The sequence below is a fragment of the Micromonospora vulcania genome, assembly GCF_042658605.1.
Taxonomy (GTDB): Bacteria; Actinomycetota; Actinomycetes; order Mycobacteriales; family Micromonosporaceae; genus Micromonospora; species Micromonospora vulcania.
In genome coordinates, this window is record NZ_JBHSQS010000007.1 from 210,195 (window position 1) to 223,984 (window position 13,790).

12 protein-coding genes are annotated in these 13,790 nt (G+C 68.7%); 10 read left to right on the forward strand and 2 right to left on the reverse strand.

Annotated features, from left to right (window positions below):
• Window positions 1-100: 100 nt before the first annotated feature.
• The 7 genes from ACFQGL_RS14080 (at window position 101) to ACFQGL_RS14110 (ending at window position 10,241) form a co-directional block, all read left to right on the forward strand.
• Window positions 101-3,001 carry an AfsR/SARP family transcriptional regulator gene (locus ACFQGL_RS14080; RefSeq protein ID WP_377511195.1) on the forward strand — a complete coding sequence of 967 codons (2,901 nt, stop codon included), beginning with the start codon at window positions 101-103 and terminating at the stop codon, window positions 2,999-3,001.
• A gap of 117 nt (window positions 3,002-3,118) precedes the next feature.
• Window positions 3,119-3,880, forward strand: a complete 762-nt coding sequence (locus ACFQGL_RS14085; protein ID WP_377511197.1) for a GNAT family N-acetyltransferase — start codon at window positions 3,119-3,121, stop codon at window positions 3,878-3,880.
• A 142-nt stretch (window positions 3,881-4,022) separates the two neighbouring features.
• On the forward strand, window positions 4,023-4,571 hold the full coding sequence (locus tag ACFQGL_RS14090) for a type 1 glutamine amidotransferase domain-containing protein (protein ID WP_377511200.1): 549 nt from the start codon (window positions 4,023-4,025) through the stop codon (window positions 4,569-4,571).
• Between the two features lie 89 nt (window positions 4,572-4,660).
• Complete coding sequence (locus ACFQGL_RS14095) at window positions 4,661-5,404, forward strand: tetratricopeptide repeat protein (protein ID WP_377511203.1); 744 nt, start codon at window positions 4,661-4,663, stop codon at window positions 5,402-5,404.
• Between the two features lie 149 nt (window positions 5,405-5,553).
• Window positions 5,554-6,261 carry a TMEM175 family protein gene (locus ACFQGL_RS14100; RefSeq protein WP_377511205.1) on the forward strand — a complete coding sequence of 236 codons (708 nt, stop codon included), beginning with the start codon at window positions 5,554-5,556 and terminating at the stop codon, window positions 6,259-6,261.
• A 217-nt stretch (window positions 6,262-6,478) separates the two neighbouring features.
• Window positions 6,479-7,219 (forward strand): GNAT family N-acetyltransferase, encoded by a 741-nt coding sequence (locus tag ACFQGL_RS14105; RefSeq protein ID WP_377511209.1) that lies wholly within the window; start codon window positions 6,479-6,481, stop codon window positions 7,217-7,219.
• A gap of 223 nt (window positions 7,220-7,442) precedes the next feature.
• Window positions 7,443-10,241, forward strand: coding sequence for an AfsR/SARP family transcriptional regulator (locus ACFQGL_RS14110; protein WP_377511211.1), 2,799 nt, complete (start codon window positions 7,443-7,445; stop codon window positions 10,239-10,241).
• A 14-nt stretch (window positions 10,242-10,255) separates the two neighbouring features.
• Here the strand turns inward: ACFQGL_RS14110 and ACFQGL_RS14115 are convergent, their stop codons facing one another.
• A complete protein-coding gene (locus ACFQGL_RS14115; protein ID WP_377511213.1) occupies window positions 10,256-10,420 on the reverse strand; it encodes a hypothetical protein in 165 nt (54 codons plus the stop codon).
• Window positions 10,421-10,661: 241 nt separating this feature from the next.
• On the opposite strand from ACFQGL_RS14115, the gene ACFQGL_RS14120 reads away from it, so the two are divergent.
• Genes ACFQGL_RS14120 through ACFQGL_RS14130 form a run of 3 tightly spaced genes read left to right on the forward strand, consistent with a single transcriptional unit; the run spans window position 10,662 to window position 13,128 of the window.
• Window positions 10,662-11,603 (forward strand): ABC transporter ATP-binding protein, encoded by a 942-nt coding sequence (locus ACFQGL_RS14120; protein ID WP_377511216.1) that lies wholly within the window; start codon window positions 10,662-10,664, stop codon window positions 11,601-11,603.
• Window positions 11,600-12,370: an ABC transporter permease gene (locus tag ACFQGL_RS14125; RefSeq protein WP_377511219.1), complete on the forward strand. Its 771-nt coding sequence runs from the start codon at window positions 11,600-11,602 to the stop codon at window positions 12,368-12,370. The genes ACFQGL_RS14120 and ACFQGL_RS14125 overlap by 4 nt, the downstream gene beginning before the upstream one ends.
• Entirely contained in the window at window positions 12,367-13,128 is a 762-nt protein-coding gene (locus ACFQGL_RS14130) for an ABC transporter permease (RefSeq protein WP_377511222.1), read from the forward strand. The genes ACFQGL_RS14125 and ACFQGL_RS14130 overlap by 4 nt, the downstream gene beginning before the upstream one ends.
• A 96-nt stretch (window positions 13,129-13,224) precedes the next feature.
• Here the strand turns inward: ACFQGL_RS14130 and ACFQGL_RS14135 are convergent, their stop codons facing one another.
• Complete coding sequence (locus ACFQGL_RS14135; protein ID WP_377511225.1) at window positions 13,225-13,731, reverse strand: GNAT family N-acetyltransferase; 507 nt, start codon at window positions 13,729-13,731, stop codon at window positions 13,225-13,227.
• Window positions 13,732-13,790 lie beyond the last annotated feature (59 nt).

Sequence of the window (13,790 nt, forward strand, 5' to 3'; positions counted from 1 at the left end):
TGTCGGCGGTCGAGCGGTGGAATCAATGCAGTGGTTGTTCAGTGTCCTTCAACTGGCTTCTGGCTGAATCTGTCACCATGTTCTCCGGGGGTTCCAGTTCGTGACGTCACGACTGCGATTGCGGGTGATGGGTCCGTTACGGCTCTGGCGGGACGACGTCGAATTGCACGGGGGCCCCCGGCAGCAGCAGTGTCTGCTGGCACTGCTGCTGGTACGGGCGGGACGCCCGGTCGACATGACCGATCTGATCACCATGATCTGGGGCGACGAGCCGCCGATCAGTGCGGTGAACGTCATCCACAAGTACGTCGGTGCCCTGCGTCGGCTGCTTGAGCCCGAACTGGCGCTGCGGTCCTCCGGGTCGTACCTCTTGCGTCACGGTAACGGGTACCGGCTCATGATCGGCCCCGAGATCCTCGACCTGGCCGCGTTCCGCCACGGCGTCGCCGCGGCGAAGGTGAGCGTCGTCGCGGAACGGCCCGAGGAGGCGCTCGAGCGCTACTCCGACGCCCTACGGCTCTGCCACGGATCCGCGGGCGGCGCCCTGGCCGACAGCGTGACGGCCGCGGCCGCCTTCGCGAGCGTCGATGGCGAGTTCATCGACGCGGCGGTCGGCGCGGCGAAGGTCGCCGTCCAGGTGCGTCGTCCGGCGGAGATTCTCGCGCCGCTGCGGCTCGCGGCGGAGCTGGGCCGGCTGAACGAGCCGGTGCACGCGAGCCTGGTGACGACGCTCGCCGCCGCCGGGCATCAGGCCGAGGCATTGGCGGCGTACCGGACGATACGGGAACGCCTCGCCGACGAGCTGGGCATCGACCCGGGGCGCGAGTTGCGGATGGCACAGCAGCAGGTGCTGACTCAGAACGTGGCACCAGCCGCCGAGGAGCCGGTCGACGTCGAGGTCGCCACGCCGGAGACGGGGGCGGCCCGGTGGGTCCCGCAGGTGCGCCCGGCGCAGTTGCCGCCGGATCAGCCCATGTTCGTGGGGCGCGCGTTCGAGTTGAGCATCCTGCACGATCTGGTCGCCGGAATGCGCGACCGGAACCGCACCAGTCCGTTGGTGATCGCGGTGGACGGCATGGGTGGCGTGGGCAAGTCGACGATCGTCACGCACTTCGCGCACCAGGTCGCCGACGAATTCGCCGACGGTCAGCTCTACCTCGACATGTTGGGTCACGAGGGCGAGGAGGGGAGCGTCTCGGCCGGGGACGCCCTGCGGTCCCTGCTGTACGCGCTGGGTATCCGCGCCTCGGACGTCCCCGACACCTTCGACGCCCTGACCGGCACGTATCGCAGCCTGACGGCCGGGAAACGGATCCTGGTCCTGCTGGACAACGTGCGTGACCCCGCACAGGTGCGCCCGCTGCTACCGAACTCCGCGGACAGCCTGGTGCTGGTCACCAGCCGACGCCCGCTGGTCGGCCTGGCCGCGTCCGACGGTGCCCGCCTGTACCGGGCCTACCTTCCGGATCTGCCGGAGGCGCGGGAGCTGCTCGGACGCCGGCTCGCCGTGCTGAAGAGCCGGGCGTTCGACGCCACCGACGCGGACACCCTGGACGAGATCATCGAGTTGTGCGGCCGGCTGCCGCTGGCGCTGGCGATTCTCGCCGCCAGGCTGAGTGCCCGTCCGCACCTGTCGCTGCTGTCGGTGGCCGCCGAATTGCGCGACGGTGCCCGTCGGCTCGCGGCGTTCCCGGGTGGCCGGGGGATCAGCGATCCCCGCACCGCCTTCTCCTGGTCGTACCGGCAGCTGAGCCCCGGAGCGGCCCGGTTGTTCCGGCTGCTGTCGGCGGGGCTGAGCCCGGGTATCACGGTCGATGCCTGTGTGAGCCTGTCCGGGCAGGATCCGCACCGTACCCGCGCCGAGTTGGAGGAGCTGGCCGAGGCGGCGCTGGTGGCCGAGGGTGACAACGGCTGCTTCACGTCGCATGTGCTGGTCAAGGCGTACGCGGAGGAGCTTTTCCGCGCCACCGAGCCGCCGGCCGAGCAGCATGCCGCAGTTGGCCGCCTCCTCCAGCACTACCTGCACAGCAGCTTGCACGCCGAGGTGGTGCTCGACGGCTACCGGACTCCGATCGCGCTGCCACCACCGCTGCCGGGCGTCGTACCCGAGCGGCCGGCGTCGTACCCCGAGGCCCTTGCCTGGTTCGCCGGACAGCGTGACGTGCTCAAGGAGGCGGTCCGGGTCGCGGCCGACCTCGGGCACGGCATCGTCCCGTGGCAACTCGCGATCACCATGCAGCCGTACCTGGAGTGGTTCGGGCTCTTCCAGGACTGGGAGGACGTCATGTGTCTCGCACTGCGGGCCGCCCGGGAGCGGGGGGACGTGGTCGGCGAGGCGCACGTGCTGCGCAGCCTGGCTGGCGCGCGGCGGTTCTTCAACGCGAACGGGGAAGCTCTCGACCTGCTGGGGGCGGCCCTGCGCATCTACGCCGAGCACGACATGTTTCCGGAGCAGGCGATGGTGCACGTCGACTTCCACCTGGTGTACAGCGCGCTCGGGCAGCACGAGCTGGCGCTCGCGAGCAGCGCCACGGCCACCAACCTGAACCGCAGCGCGGGCAACCGGCGGGCGGAGATCCGCAGTCTCGCCAGCAACGGCCAGTCGCTCGCGCGCCTCGGACGGCACGAGGAGGCGGCCCGGGCGTTGCAGCAGGCGCTCGACCTCAACGCGCAGATCGAGCACCGGCACGAGGACGCCTGGATCCGGGTCGCGATCGCGCAGAACCTCGCGAAGACGGGCCGGGTCGAGGACGCCGTGGACCAGCTCAAGCTGGCGGCCGAGGCCGCCGACGAGATGAGCCAGGGCCCGTACCGCTTCGAGGCGTTCCGGAGCCTGTCCGAGCTGCTGTTCTCGGTGGGTGACATGAGCGGGGCCGATGAGGCGTTCGAGAAGGCCCGTGAGGTGCTCGATTCGTTCCAGGATGGCGGCCCCGACCACCTGCGGGCCGGAATCCGGTGCCTCGCGGAGAAGCTGTCGAGGCGGCGCGGTGCGGCGAGATGACCGGGACTTTATCGACCGGTGTCGTGGTGGGCCCGCGCCGAGGATTCGCGGAAGAGGTTGTCAACTCTCCTTGACTACGGTCGCTGTCGAGAATGGGACGAGAGGAGTGCGACAGCGATGAGTAGGACCGCCGACCGTTTGTCGGCCGCGTGGCTCGAGGTGTGCGAGCGGCTGTGCGAGGTCAGCCCGGCGAAGGGCTGGTCCGCCGAGAACGGGGACGCGCGAGGACTCGTGAGCAACACCGCCGTCGCGTCGCTCAACGCGGCGTTCAGCACCAGCGTCGAGCCGGATCTGACGTCTCTGGACGAGATGGCGACCGAGGTCGGCGGTTCCGGCGTCCCCTGGTCGATCATCGTGCGCGGCGATGCGAGCGAGGCGGTCGTCGCCCTCGCGGCCCGGCACGGTCTGGGTCACCGGGGCGAGATGCCGCTGATGGCCTGTTCCGCCGAGGACGCCGTGCTCCGGACGAACGCCCGCAACGCCATCCATCCGGTCTGTTCGGCCGGCAGCGCGCTCTACACCGACGTCCTGACCGCCGGCTTCGAAGTCCCCGAGGGCGCGTTCGGTGCGCTGATGGGCGGCGGCGTGCTCGACACACCGGGATTCACCGGCTACCTGGCCGAAGAGGACGGCCGGTCGGTCGCCACCGGGCTCGGGACGGAGGGCGACGGTGCGATCGGCGTGTTCAACATCGCGGTGGTGCCGTCGGCTCGCAGCCGTGGTCTGGGCCGTGCCATGACCGCCCGGGTGATGGCGGACGGCTTCGCCGCCGGCGCGCGGACCGCCTATCTGCACGCCTCGGCCGCAGGTCGCCCACTGTACGAATCGATGGGTTTCCGGCTCGTGGAGACGTGGACCATCTTCACGGAGCTCGGGTGACGCCCCGGGCAATCCCTCCCCGATGGATCGCAGCCTGGATCAACAGATGCCATCGGCGGCGACCGATCCACTCCTTGTCCACACCCCGCTGCCACGATCTGCCTACCGACGATGTGCCGGTGTTGCGGACGGGAGGAAGCCGATGGCCGGTGGTGTGCTGAGCGGTCTCAAGGTCGCCTTCCTGGCGACCGACATGGTGGAGCGGTCCGAACTCATCGAGCCGTGGATCGCGCTGAAGGACGCCGATGCGGACCTGGAACTCATCTCGATCAGGAGTGGGCGAATCCAGCTCACCTCCCACTACGACAGGGCCGACACCTTCCCGGTGGACCGGGTGGTGAGCGAGGTTTGCCCGGCCGACTACGGCGCGCTCGTTCTGCCCGGTGGTGTCGGCAACCTCGACACGTTGCGCCTCGACGAGGACGTGGTCGACTTCGTCCGGCACTTCTTCGAGGCGGGGAAGCCGGTGGGGGCGATCTGCCATGCGCTCTGGTTGCTGATCGAGGCGGACGTCGCGCGCGGCCGCACGCTCACGTCGTGGCCCTCGCTGCGTACCGACCTGCTCAACGCCGGGGCGGTCTGGGCCGACGAGCAGGTGATCGTCGACCGGAACCTGGTCACCAGCCGGAGGCCGGACGACATCCCGGCGTTCACCGCCGAGGTCGTCAAACTCTTCGCCACCCGCGCATGAGCACCGCGACTGCTCGGGCGTTGTACGAATCGATCGGGTTCCGGCTCGCGCCGGCCTGGACCGTGTTGACCAGCGGAAAGAAGTGACAGATGTCGAGCGACTCCTACAGCGGGCGCGCCCGCGCCGCATTCCGACGCGGTGAGACGGCAGCCGTGGCGCGGATGAGTCGGGACGAGGTGGCGCGCGCTCGTGCCGCCGGAGATGCCCCGGCGGAGGTCGAAGCGCTGTACATGCTGTCCCGGCTCGCCGTGCGTGCCGACGATCTGACCGAGGCCGACCGCCTGGCCTCGGAGGCGTTGGCGGTGGCGATCCGGGCCGGCCAGCGGCATCTGGAGGAGCGTCCCCGCCACGTCCTGGCGGCGGTCGCGCGGATGAGCGGCGACCTGGCCCGTGCCCGCGAGCTGTACCTGGACAGCATCGCGTTGAATGTCGCGCTGGCCCAACCGAAGACCGTCAACTCGGAGTACCACAACCTCGGATTCACGGAGCTGCGGCTCGGGAACATCGAGCGCGCCCGGGAGATCTTCGCCGGTGTACGCGAGGGGGTGTTCGCCGAGGGGTATGACGACTTCGTACCCTATGCGCTCGTCGCGTCGGCGGTCATGGCGGCGGTCGACGGCGACTGGAGCCGCGCCGCGCGTCTGCTCGGCGTGGCCGACAAGGCGTTTCGCGCGCTCGGTCAGGTGCCCGACCCCGACGACGCCGCCGAGCTTCGCTGGGCGCGGGAGTTGACGACGTCGATGATCGGCCAGGATGCGTTCGATGAGCAGTACGGTCGCGGCGGCGCCCTCAATCCGCGCACGACCCTTGCCACCGATGCGAGCTCCCGCTGACGTGCCGCCGCGGCGTCCGGTAGCGCCCGCGCCGGCGACTCCGCTTCCCGGCGTCGGTGGGTGGATTGGCCCGGTTTGGGGACTGCGACGGCGGGAATGCCGCCCGGCAACCGAAGTGTCGGTAGTGGGGTCCGGTGAGGGGAGGGCTCATGCGCTGGCGCCGCGCACCTCGTGACACCTCCACGACGGACGCGACCAGAATCAGCTCACCGGTCGGCGCGGAACGGGATCCGAGGCGGGTCGTCACCTTCAGCGACGCGGTCATCGCCATCGCCGTCACTCTGCTCGTCCTGGAGATTCGCCCGCCGGAGGACACCGAACACCTGCTCCGCGGTCTGATCGAGCTGTGGCCCTCGTACGTGGCCTACGTCCTCACCTTCCTGCTGATCGGGCAGATGTGGGTGAACCACCACGTCATGTTCGATCACGTCCGCTCCGCGGACCGCTTGCTGCTCCTGCTCAACACGCTGCTGCTGATGGATATCGCGTTCCTGCCGTTCAGTTCGTCCGTCCTGGCCCACGCGTTCGAAGCCGGCCAGGGGAAGCAAACCGCGCTGATCTTCTACGGAGTCACCTATCTGGTGGCGGCCATCCTGTTCAACGTGATCTGGGAGTACGCGAGGTACGGCCGCCGTCTGCTGACCTCCACCACCGACGACGCCACCGCGAGGGCGATCAGCAGACGCTTCCGCCCCGCGCCCTTCTGGATCGCCGTTGGCACCGTGGTGGGTGCCGTGCAACCGATCGCCGGCCTCGTCGTGGTCACCGCGTTCATTCCGTTCTACTGGCTGCCGATCAACGGCGAGGTTGCCAGCGTGAAGCGCACACGCGAGCGCGACAGCTGTGATCCTGAATGACGGTGGTCGGGCAGCACTCGCCACGCGGTAAGGATCACCATTCGTTCAGGATCGAGGCGTCACACCAAGGGTTCGTCATCAGTTCTTGGCATTGTCTGGAATGAGCGAGTTGTGACCGTGGCCACATCAGGTGATTGGGGTCCGGGTCGAACCTTTCCGGCTTCGCCGGCATCTGGTGTGTATGACAGGACCTTCAATTCATGACCTTGAGCCGCAGTTGGCGGCGAACCGCCGGTACTGGACCGGCTGGAGCGGCGATGAGCCCGACGTCGACCTTCCGATCTACCATTCGGGCATCCCGCAGGGCCTTCTCAACGGCGTCCTGCGCGTACGCAACAGTTCCCTGGATGGGGCGATCCGTCAGGCGAAGCGCCAGCTTGACGGATCGCCCTGGGTCTGGTGGGTCGGAGATGACAGCGATGATGGTGTCGCCGAAGGGCTGCTCGCCGCGGGCGCTGAGCAGGTCTCGCTGCTGCCGATCATGGCAATGGACCTTGCCGCTGAGCAGCCGGTTCCGGCGATCCCGAATGGTCTGACGATCCGACAGGCCACCGACCGACCCGACATCGAGGCTTTCGTCGGCGCGTACGCGGAGCCGATGGGGGTCCCCGCCCACTGCCTCGACCAGGTGGTCGAGCGGGAACTCGACTATCTTGCGCGCGAGCCGGAGGTTGTCCGCCTCGCTGGGATCGTCGACGGCAGGACCGTCGCAACGGCAACTGTTAGCTTGAATTCGGACGTTGCCGGGGTCTTCTGCGTCGCCACCGATTCCGGCCATCGCCGCCGCGGCATCGGAACGGCGCTGACGGTGGCGGCGCTGCGGCTCGCGCGGATGGCTGGGCATCGGGTCGCCACGCTCCAGGCGAGCGGGGCCGGCCGCCCGGTCTATGAACGCATTGGGTTCGAGACGGTCTCGCACTATCGACTTTTCCGTTTTCCGTCGGCGACCGAGGCGTAGGACGATTCCGAGGATCTGACGTGATCCGGGTGCCCGGTCGTTTGCTGTCGGCAGAGGCCGGGCACCATGGACTGTCAGCAAGGTTGCAGTGGGGGAGCGGTCAGGCTCAGTGGAAGACGTGCAGATTCACATTCTCGGATCCTTACGGATCTGGCGCGGGGGCGTCGAGTTGGATGTCGGGCCCCGTCAGCAATCCTGCATACTGGCGCTCCTGGCGGCCCGGGTGGGCACGCCGACCAGCCTGACCCAGCTTGTCGACTTCCTGTGGTCGGACAATCCACCGCCCAGCGCTGTCAACGTCATTCACAAATACGTCGGCGCCCTTCGTCGCCTCCTGGAGCCTGATCTGCCGGCCCGCGCCCAGGGCTCGTGGTTGGTCCGCCACGGCAGCGGCTACCGGTTCGACGCGGACGTCGACCAGCTGGATCTGGCGGCCTTTCGGCGATACCTGCGATCCGCGCGAGAGTCGCTCGGCGAGGGCCAGGCAGACATTGCGTTGGACCATTACCTGCAAGGTCTCCTGTTGTGGCAGGGGCGGCCGGGCGACGGCCTGGCCGAGAGCGCGGCGGCGTCCGCTGTCTTCTCGGCCCTCGAGAATGAATTGTTCGAGGCGGCGATCGAGGCATCTGAGCTCGCCGTGCGCGAGAGTCAGCCGGCACGGGTGCTGCCTGTTCTCCGTCGAGCGGTTGCCCTCGGTCCACTGAACGAGCCCCTGCACGTCGCCTTGATCCGAACGCTGGCCGCGACGGGCCAGCAGGCTGAAGCGCTGAGCGTTTTCCAGGCGTTGCGTGGCCGTCTCGCCGACGAGTTGGGGATCGTTCCGGGTGCCGACCTGCGGGAGGCCCAGCGGCAGGTGCTCACGCAGAGCGTCCCGGCGGCGACGAGCTACCTGGACGAGGCGGAGGCCGGGCACCGCGCAGGCACGCCGCCGGGCAACCTCCGGCCGACTGGCCCACTCGTACGGCCGGCTCAGCTACCACCAGACCTGCCGGCGTTCGTGGGTCGGGACGCCGAACTCTCGACCCTGACCAAACTGTTCGGCGAACGGCGCGCGGGTGCTCGGACGAGCCCGTTGATCGTGGCGCTGGACGGCATCGGCGGGGTGGGCAAGTCGACGCTCGCACTGCACTTCGCTCGTCGGATCGCAGACCAACTGGTCGATGGGCAGCTCTACCTGGACCTACGTGGACAGGAGCCCGAGGCACTGACGCCCAGTGCCGCGTTGCGGTCATTCCTGTTCGCACTGGGGGTTTCCGCGGCGCAGATCCCCGACTCGTTCGACTCGCTGGTGGGCATGTACCGGAGCCTGAGTGCGCACAAGAGCCTTGTGCTGCTGCTCGACAATGCCCAGGACGTTGCACAGGTCCGACCGTTGCTGCCGAACTCCGCCCAGAGCCTCGTCCTGATCACCGGGCGGGCCCCGCTGGTCGGGCTCGCGGCCCACGACGGCGCATACCTGCTGCACCTCGACGTGCCAGACCTGGCGGACGCCCGGCTGCTGCTCGAGAAACGCCTGCCCACCCTGCCACCGGACGCTCGCAACGAGCTCGTCGAGGAGATCATCGCGCGCTGCGGCCGGCTGCCACTGGCCTTGGCGATCGTGTCGGCGAGGGTCGAGGCCCGCCCACAGGTCACTCCGGCCGCGATCGCGGCCGAACTTGCCCAGAGCGAGAACCTGCTGGAGGCGCTGCACGGCGGGCGTTCTGGAAGTGATCCGCGGACCGCGTTCGCCTGGTCATATCGGCAGTTGAGTCCCGGAGCCGCACGACTCTTCCGGTTGTCGTCGGTGACCCTGTCCCCGCATGTCTCGGCAACTGCCTGCGCCAGCCTCCTCGGCCTGGACCCGCAGCCGACCCGGGAGCTACTGCGCGAACTCGAGGAGGCGGCGCTGGTGCAGGAGTGCGGTGACGCCCGCTATCGCTCTCCTGTCCTGGTGCGGTCGTACGCGCGAGAACTGTGCCTTGACACCGACTCCGAGCAGGAGCGGAACGACGCCACCAGCCGACTCCTGCAGCATTACCTGCACAGCAGCTTCAACGCGCAGGTCGTCCTCGTGCCGCACCGGATCCCCATCGCGCCACCACCGCCGATGCCGGGGGTCCACCCGGAGAAGCCGGGGTCGTACGACGAGGCGATGGCGTGGTTCGGCGCGGAGCGGGAGGTCCTCGGTGACGCGGTTCGGCGCGCCGCCGAGACGGAGCACGGCATCGTGCCGTGGCACCTCGCCCTGACCATGCAGCAGTATCTGCAATGGGCCGGGTTCTTCTACCAGTGGGTCGAAGTGATGCGGCTGGCCCTGGGCGCGGCTCGACGTGCCGGCGACCGGCTCGGCGAAGCCCACGTCCTCCGCAGCCTCGCGGGCGCGCGATTCAGCTTCGCCGCATACGAAGAGGCCCGGAATCTGCTGCTCGCCGCGCAGGAGATCTTCGTAGCGCACGGGTGCGTTCTCGAGCAGGGGTTCGTGCACACGAATCTCGGTGACGTCCTGATCAGGATGGGCCAGTACGAGTCGGCGTTGCGGGAGCACCGGGAGGCGCTTGCGAGGTACCGGGCGGTGGGCTACCACCGCGCCGAGGTCCGCGCGTTGTCCGACATCGCTGATGTGCTCGGCCGGCGCGGCGACTATGAGCAGGCCGTGCACGCTCTCCAGGAGGCGGTCCGGTTGAACGAGGCGGTCGGCAACCTGCACGAGGGCGGCCGGGTTCGACTGGACGCGGCCTGCCTCCTGGTCAAGCTGGATCGTCAACGGGAGGCCGTCGAGCAGCTCGAACGCGCGATCGACTCAGCGCAGTCGGTCGGGCAGAAGCCGATCCAATTCGAGGCGTTGCTCGAATTGGCGCAGGTCAGGCTGACGGTGGGGGAGGCGCAGCGGGCCCGCGAAGCGTGGTCCGAGGCGCGCTCCGTGCTGCTGACCTTCCAGAACGGGGGCACCGAGGCCATGCGGGTCCGCCTCGACGAGGTGCGACGCGTACTCGACGCCGTGCCGGCGCCCGATCAGCCCGCCCGGCCGCCAGATCATTAGCCGGCCAAGGGCTGTTACCGCTGTGCCTGCACCGCCGCCCGACCGGCCCGATAGAGCGCCGCGGCGACCTCGCTCGGCTCGCCGAGGTATCCGCTGACCAGAACCGGACCGGCGCGGTCAGCCTGACGCGGCGGCGATCGCGGGCCGCTGCTGATCATCGGCGGGGGTGCGGACCACACGGTCCCTGGCTCCGTCGCCCGGGTCGCTCATGGCCCCTACGCCGGATCGCCGGCGGTGACGACTTCCAGCTGTTCGCCGACGGTGGCCACAGCCTCGTCGCGGATGGCGCGAGGTCGCCGATCACACGCTCGGCTGGCTGCGCGAACAGGGTTTTTAGGGGCGAGGAGCTGCAGAGTCGAGAAATTCCTTTGGCTCGTATAGTTCTTGCGGGCCTTCGTTCAATACTTGTAGCCTTCCGTCGTGAGCGAATCAACGGCACTGGTTACCGCGCGAAGGCTCACCAAGATCTACGAGGGGCCTCCGACGCACACCGCGGTCGACTCCATCGATTTCGACGTTCTCCGCGGCGAGGCGTTCGGGTTCCTCGGCCCCAACGGCGCAGGCAAGTCCACCACCATGCGGATGATCGGGTGTGTGTCTCCGCGCAGCGGCGGTGAACTGACCATCCTGGGTCGGGACGCCGCTCGGGAACGCCGCACGATCAAGGCTCGGATCGGCTCGGTGCCGCAGGACGACACGCTCGACACCGAGTTGACCGTCGAAGAGAACATCCTGATCTACGGGCGGTACTTCGGCCTGCCCCGCGCGGTGATCCGCGAGCGTACCGAACGGTTGCTGGAATTCGCCCGGCTCACCGACAAGCGCACGGCGCGGGTGCAGGAGTTGTCCGGCGGTATGCGTCGCCGGCTCACCATCGCCCGGTCTCTGATCAACGAACCGGACCTGTTGCTGCTCGACGAGCCCACCACCGGGCTCGACCCGCAGGCCCGGCACCTGCTGTGGGAGCGGCTGTTCCGGCTCAAGCAGGACGGCGTCACGCTGATTCTCACCACCCACTACATGGACGAGGCCGAACAGCTCTGCGACCGACTCGCCGTGATGGACGGCGGGCGGATCGTCGCGCATGGATCGCCCCGCGAGCTGATCGAGCGGTACGCCACCCGCGAGGTGCTGGAGCTGCGCTTTCCACTCGACCAGCACGAGCTGGCCACGGAGAAGGCGCGGGGGATCGGCGACCGGATCGAGGTGCTGCCCGACCGGCTGCTCTGCTACACCGCCAACGGTGAGGCCGCGCTGGAGGAGGTGCACCGCCGCGGGCTCGATCCGCTGACCGCGCTGGTCCGCCGATCGGGGCTGGAGGACGTCTTCCTCACCCTCACCGGCCGGACGCTGGTCGAATGAGCGCCGCGGACAGCCTCCTGCGCGTACCGGCGGCGCGCGAGGTCGCGTACTGGTGGCACCTGTACCGACGGACCTGGCGGGGCACGGCCGTGATCAGCGTCGTCAACCCGCTGCTGTTCGTCAGCGCCATGGGCTTCGGTCTCGGCCAACTGGTCGACGCCCGCGGCAGCACCTACCTGCACGGCTCGTACCTCAGCTTCATCGCGCCCGGCCTGCTCGCGGCGTCGGCGATGCAACTGGGCTTCATCAACGCGGCCGGGCCGGTGTTCCAGTCCGCTCAGGTGGGCGGCAACTACCGCGCAGCGGTCACCACGCCGATGGAGCCGACCGACATCCTCACCGGCCATCTGCTGTTCAACGCCTTCCGGCTACTCACCGCCGCGATCGGAATCCTCGTGGTCCTCGTCGGGTTCGGCGCCATCGAACTGGAGGACGCGCCGAGGGCGCTGGTGGCGTCGGTGCTCACCGGCATGGCCTTCGCCGTGCCGGTGGCCGCGTACGCGATCACCGTGCAGCGGCCGGCGAAGCTGACCGCGCTCTTCCGGTTCGTGATCCTGCCGCTGTACATGTTCTCCGGCACGTTCTTCCCCGCCGAGCAACTCCCCGCCGGGCTGGAACGGCTGGTCTGGGCCAGCCCTCTCTGGCACGGCGCCGAGTTGTGCCGTGGCTCCGGCTCCACCGTGATCCACCTGGCCGTCCTGCTCGGGCTGATCGCGGCCGGCTACCTCGCGGGCCGACGCACCTACACCCGGAGGCTCACCGCGTGAACGCCGCCGTGCTCGTCGAGCGCAACGTCATGATCTACAAGCACACCTGGTACGTGCTGCTCGCCGAGATCTTCGAGCCGGTGCTCTACCTGCTCTCCGTCGGCGTCGGTATCGGCGTGCTGGTGGGCACGGTCACCGACGTGCCGAACGGCACCCCGATCCGGTACGCCGCGTTCGTGGCGCCCGCCCTGCTCGCGACCGCGGCGATGAACGGCGCCATGAACGAGACGACCTTCCTGATGTACGGCAAACTGAAGACCGACCGCACGTACGAGTCGATGCTCGCCACCCCGCTGAGCGAGCGGGACATCGCCCTCGGCGAGATCGGCTGGGCGGTGCTGCGCGGCACCATCGTCAGCACAGCCTTCCTGGCCGTGGTCGCCGCCCTCGGCCTGGTCACCTCGCCGTGGGCGATTCTGGTCGTGCCGGGTGCGGCGCTGATCGCCTTCGCCTTCGCCACCGCGGGCGTCGTGGTCGTCACCTACCTGCGGGACTGGCAGGACATGCAGTACATCCAGCTGTTCATGCTGCCGATGTTCCTGTTCGCCACCACGTTCTATCCGCTCTCGGTCTACCCCCGCCCGATCCAGATCGTGGTGCAGTGTCTGCCGCTCTACCAGTCCATCGAACTGCTGCGGAACCCGGCACTCGGCGTCCTGTCGGTGAAGGTGCTCGTGGCGGTGGTGTACCTGGCCGTCATGGGCGCGCTCTGCCTGCGGCTCGCCGTACGCCGGCTGGGGGCCACCCTCGCCGGCTAGGCCGTGTTTCATTGGCGTGGTCATAGCTTTCCAGCGGGCCGCTCCCGGGCACCGACACGCGTGTACTCACCGGCGTGATTCGGCCCGAGTCGACTGCTATTCGGCTTCGACCTCGGTGCGATAGGCAGTCAAGCCGCGTCGCTGATAGTTGCGTAGTGCGTTCGGATGGTCAAACGAGCATGTGTGCAGCCAAACCCTTCGGACAGCCGGAGACTCCACGGCCGCACAGTCCCAGGCTTGCCGGATGGTCAGCGTCAGCGCATGGCCACCGAGACCCTTCCCGACATATTCGGGCACGAGCCCGAAGCTGGTGATCTCCACATCTCCGTCACGCTGGGGTTCCAGAATTGCAACCCCCACGGTCTCGTCCTTGAGGGTGATGAGCCAGTACTGGCGCAGCGGATGACACCGCACCAGTTCCTGCCACTCTTCGTTCGTGCTAGACGCACTCCGCCACCCGTGGGGGCCCCCGACCTGACCATTGGTGACATGCACGAGCGGCAGACCACCGTCAACGCGCCGTAGCAGAAGTTCCGGCACCACCGTCCCGGGTAGCAGGTCCTGGGCGTTGTTCATCTCCAGGTAGGTGACAACCTTTGCCATGCCGGCAGGCTACCCATCGTTCTGAGTAGATCCAACACGAGCACTTCTGAAACACGGCC

What these genes read in the sequence shown, in the direction of transcription:
- ACFQGL_RS14125 (WP_377511219.1), top strand. Translation starts at nt 11,600, where the DNA reads ATGAGCGCCGCGGACAGCCTCCTGCGCGTACCGGCGGCGCGCGAGGTC.
- ACFQGL_RS14085 (WP_377511197.1), top strand. Translation starts at nt 3,119, where the DNA reads ATGAGTAGGACCGCCGACCGTTTGTCGGCCGCGTGGCTCGAGGTGTGC.
- ACFQGL_RS14090 (WP_377511200.1), top strand. Translation starts at nt 4,023, where the DNA reads ATGGCCGGTGGTGTGCTGAGCGGTCTCAAGGTCGCCTTCCTGGCGACC.
- ACFQGL_RS14135 (WP_377511225.1), bottom strand. Translation starts at nt 13,731, where the DNA reads ATGGCAAAGGTTGTCACCTACCTGGAGATGAACAACGCCCAGGACCTG.
- ACFQGL_RS14095 (WP_377511203.1), top strand. Translation starts at nt 4,661, where the DNA reads ATGTCGAGCGACTCCTACAGCGGGCGCGCCCGCGCCGCATTCCGACGC.
- ACFQGL_RS14100 (WP_377511205.1), top strand. Translation starts at nt 5,554, where the DNA reads ATGCGCTGGCGCCGCGCACCTCGTGACACCTCCACGACGGACGCGACC.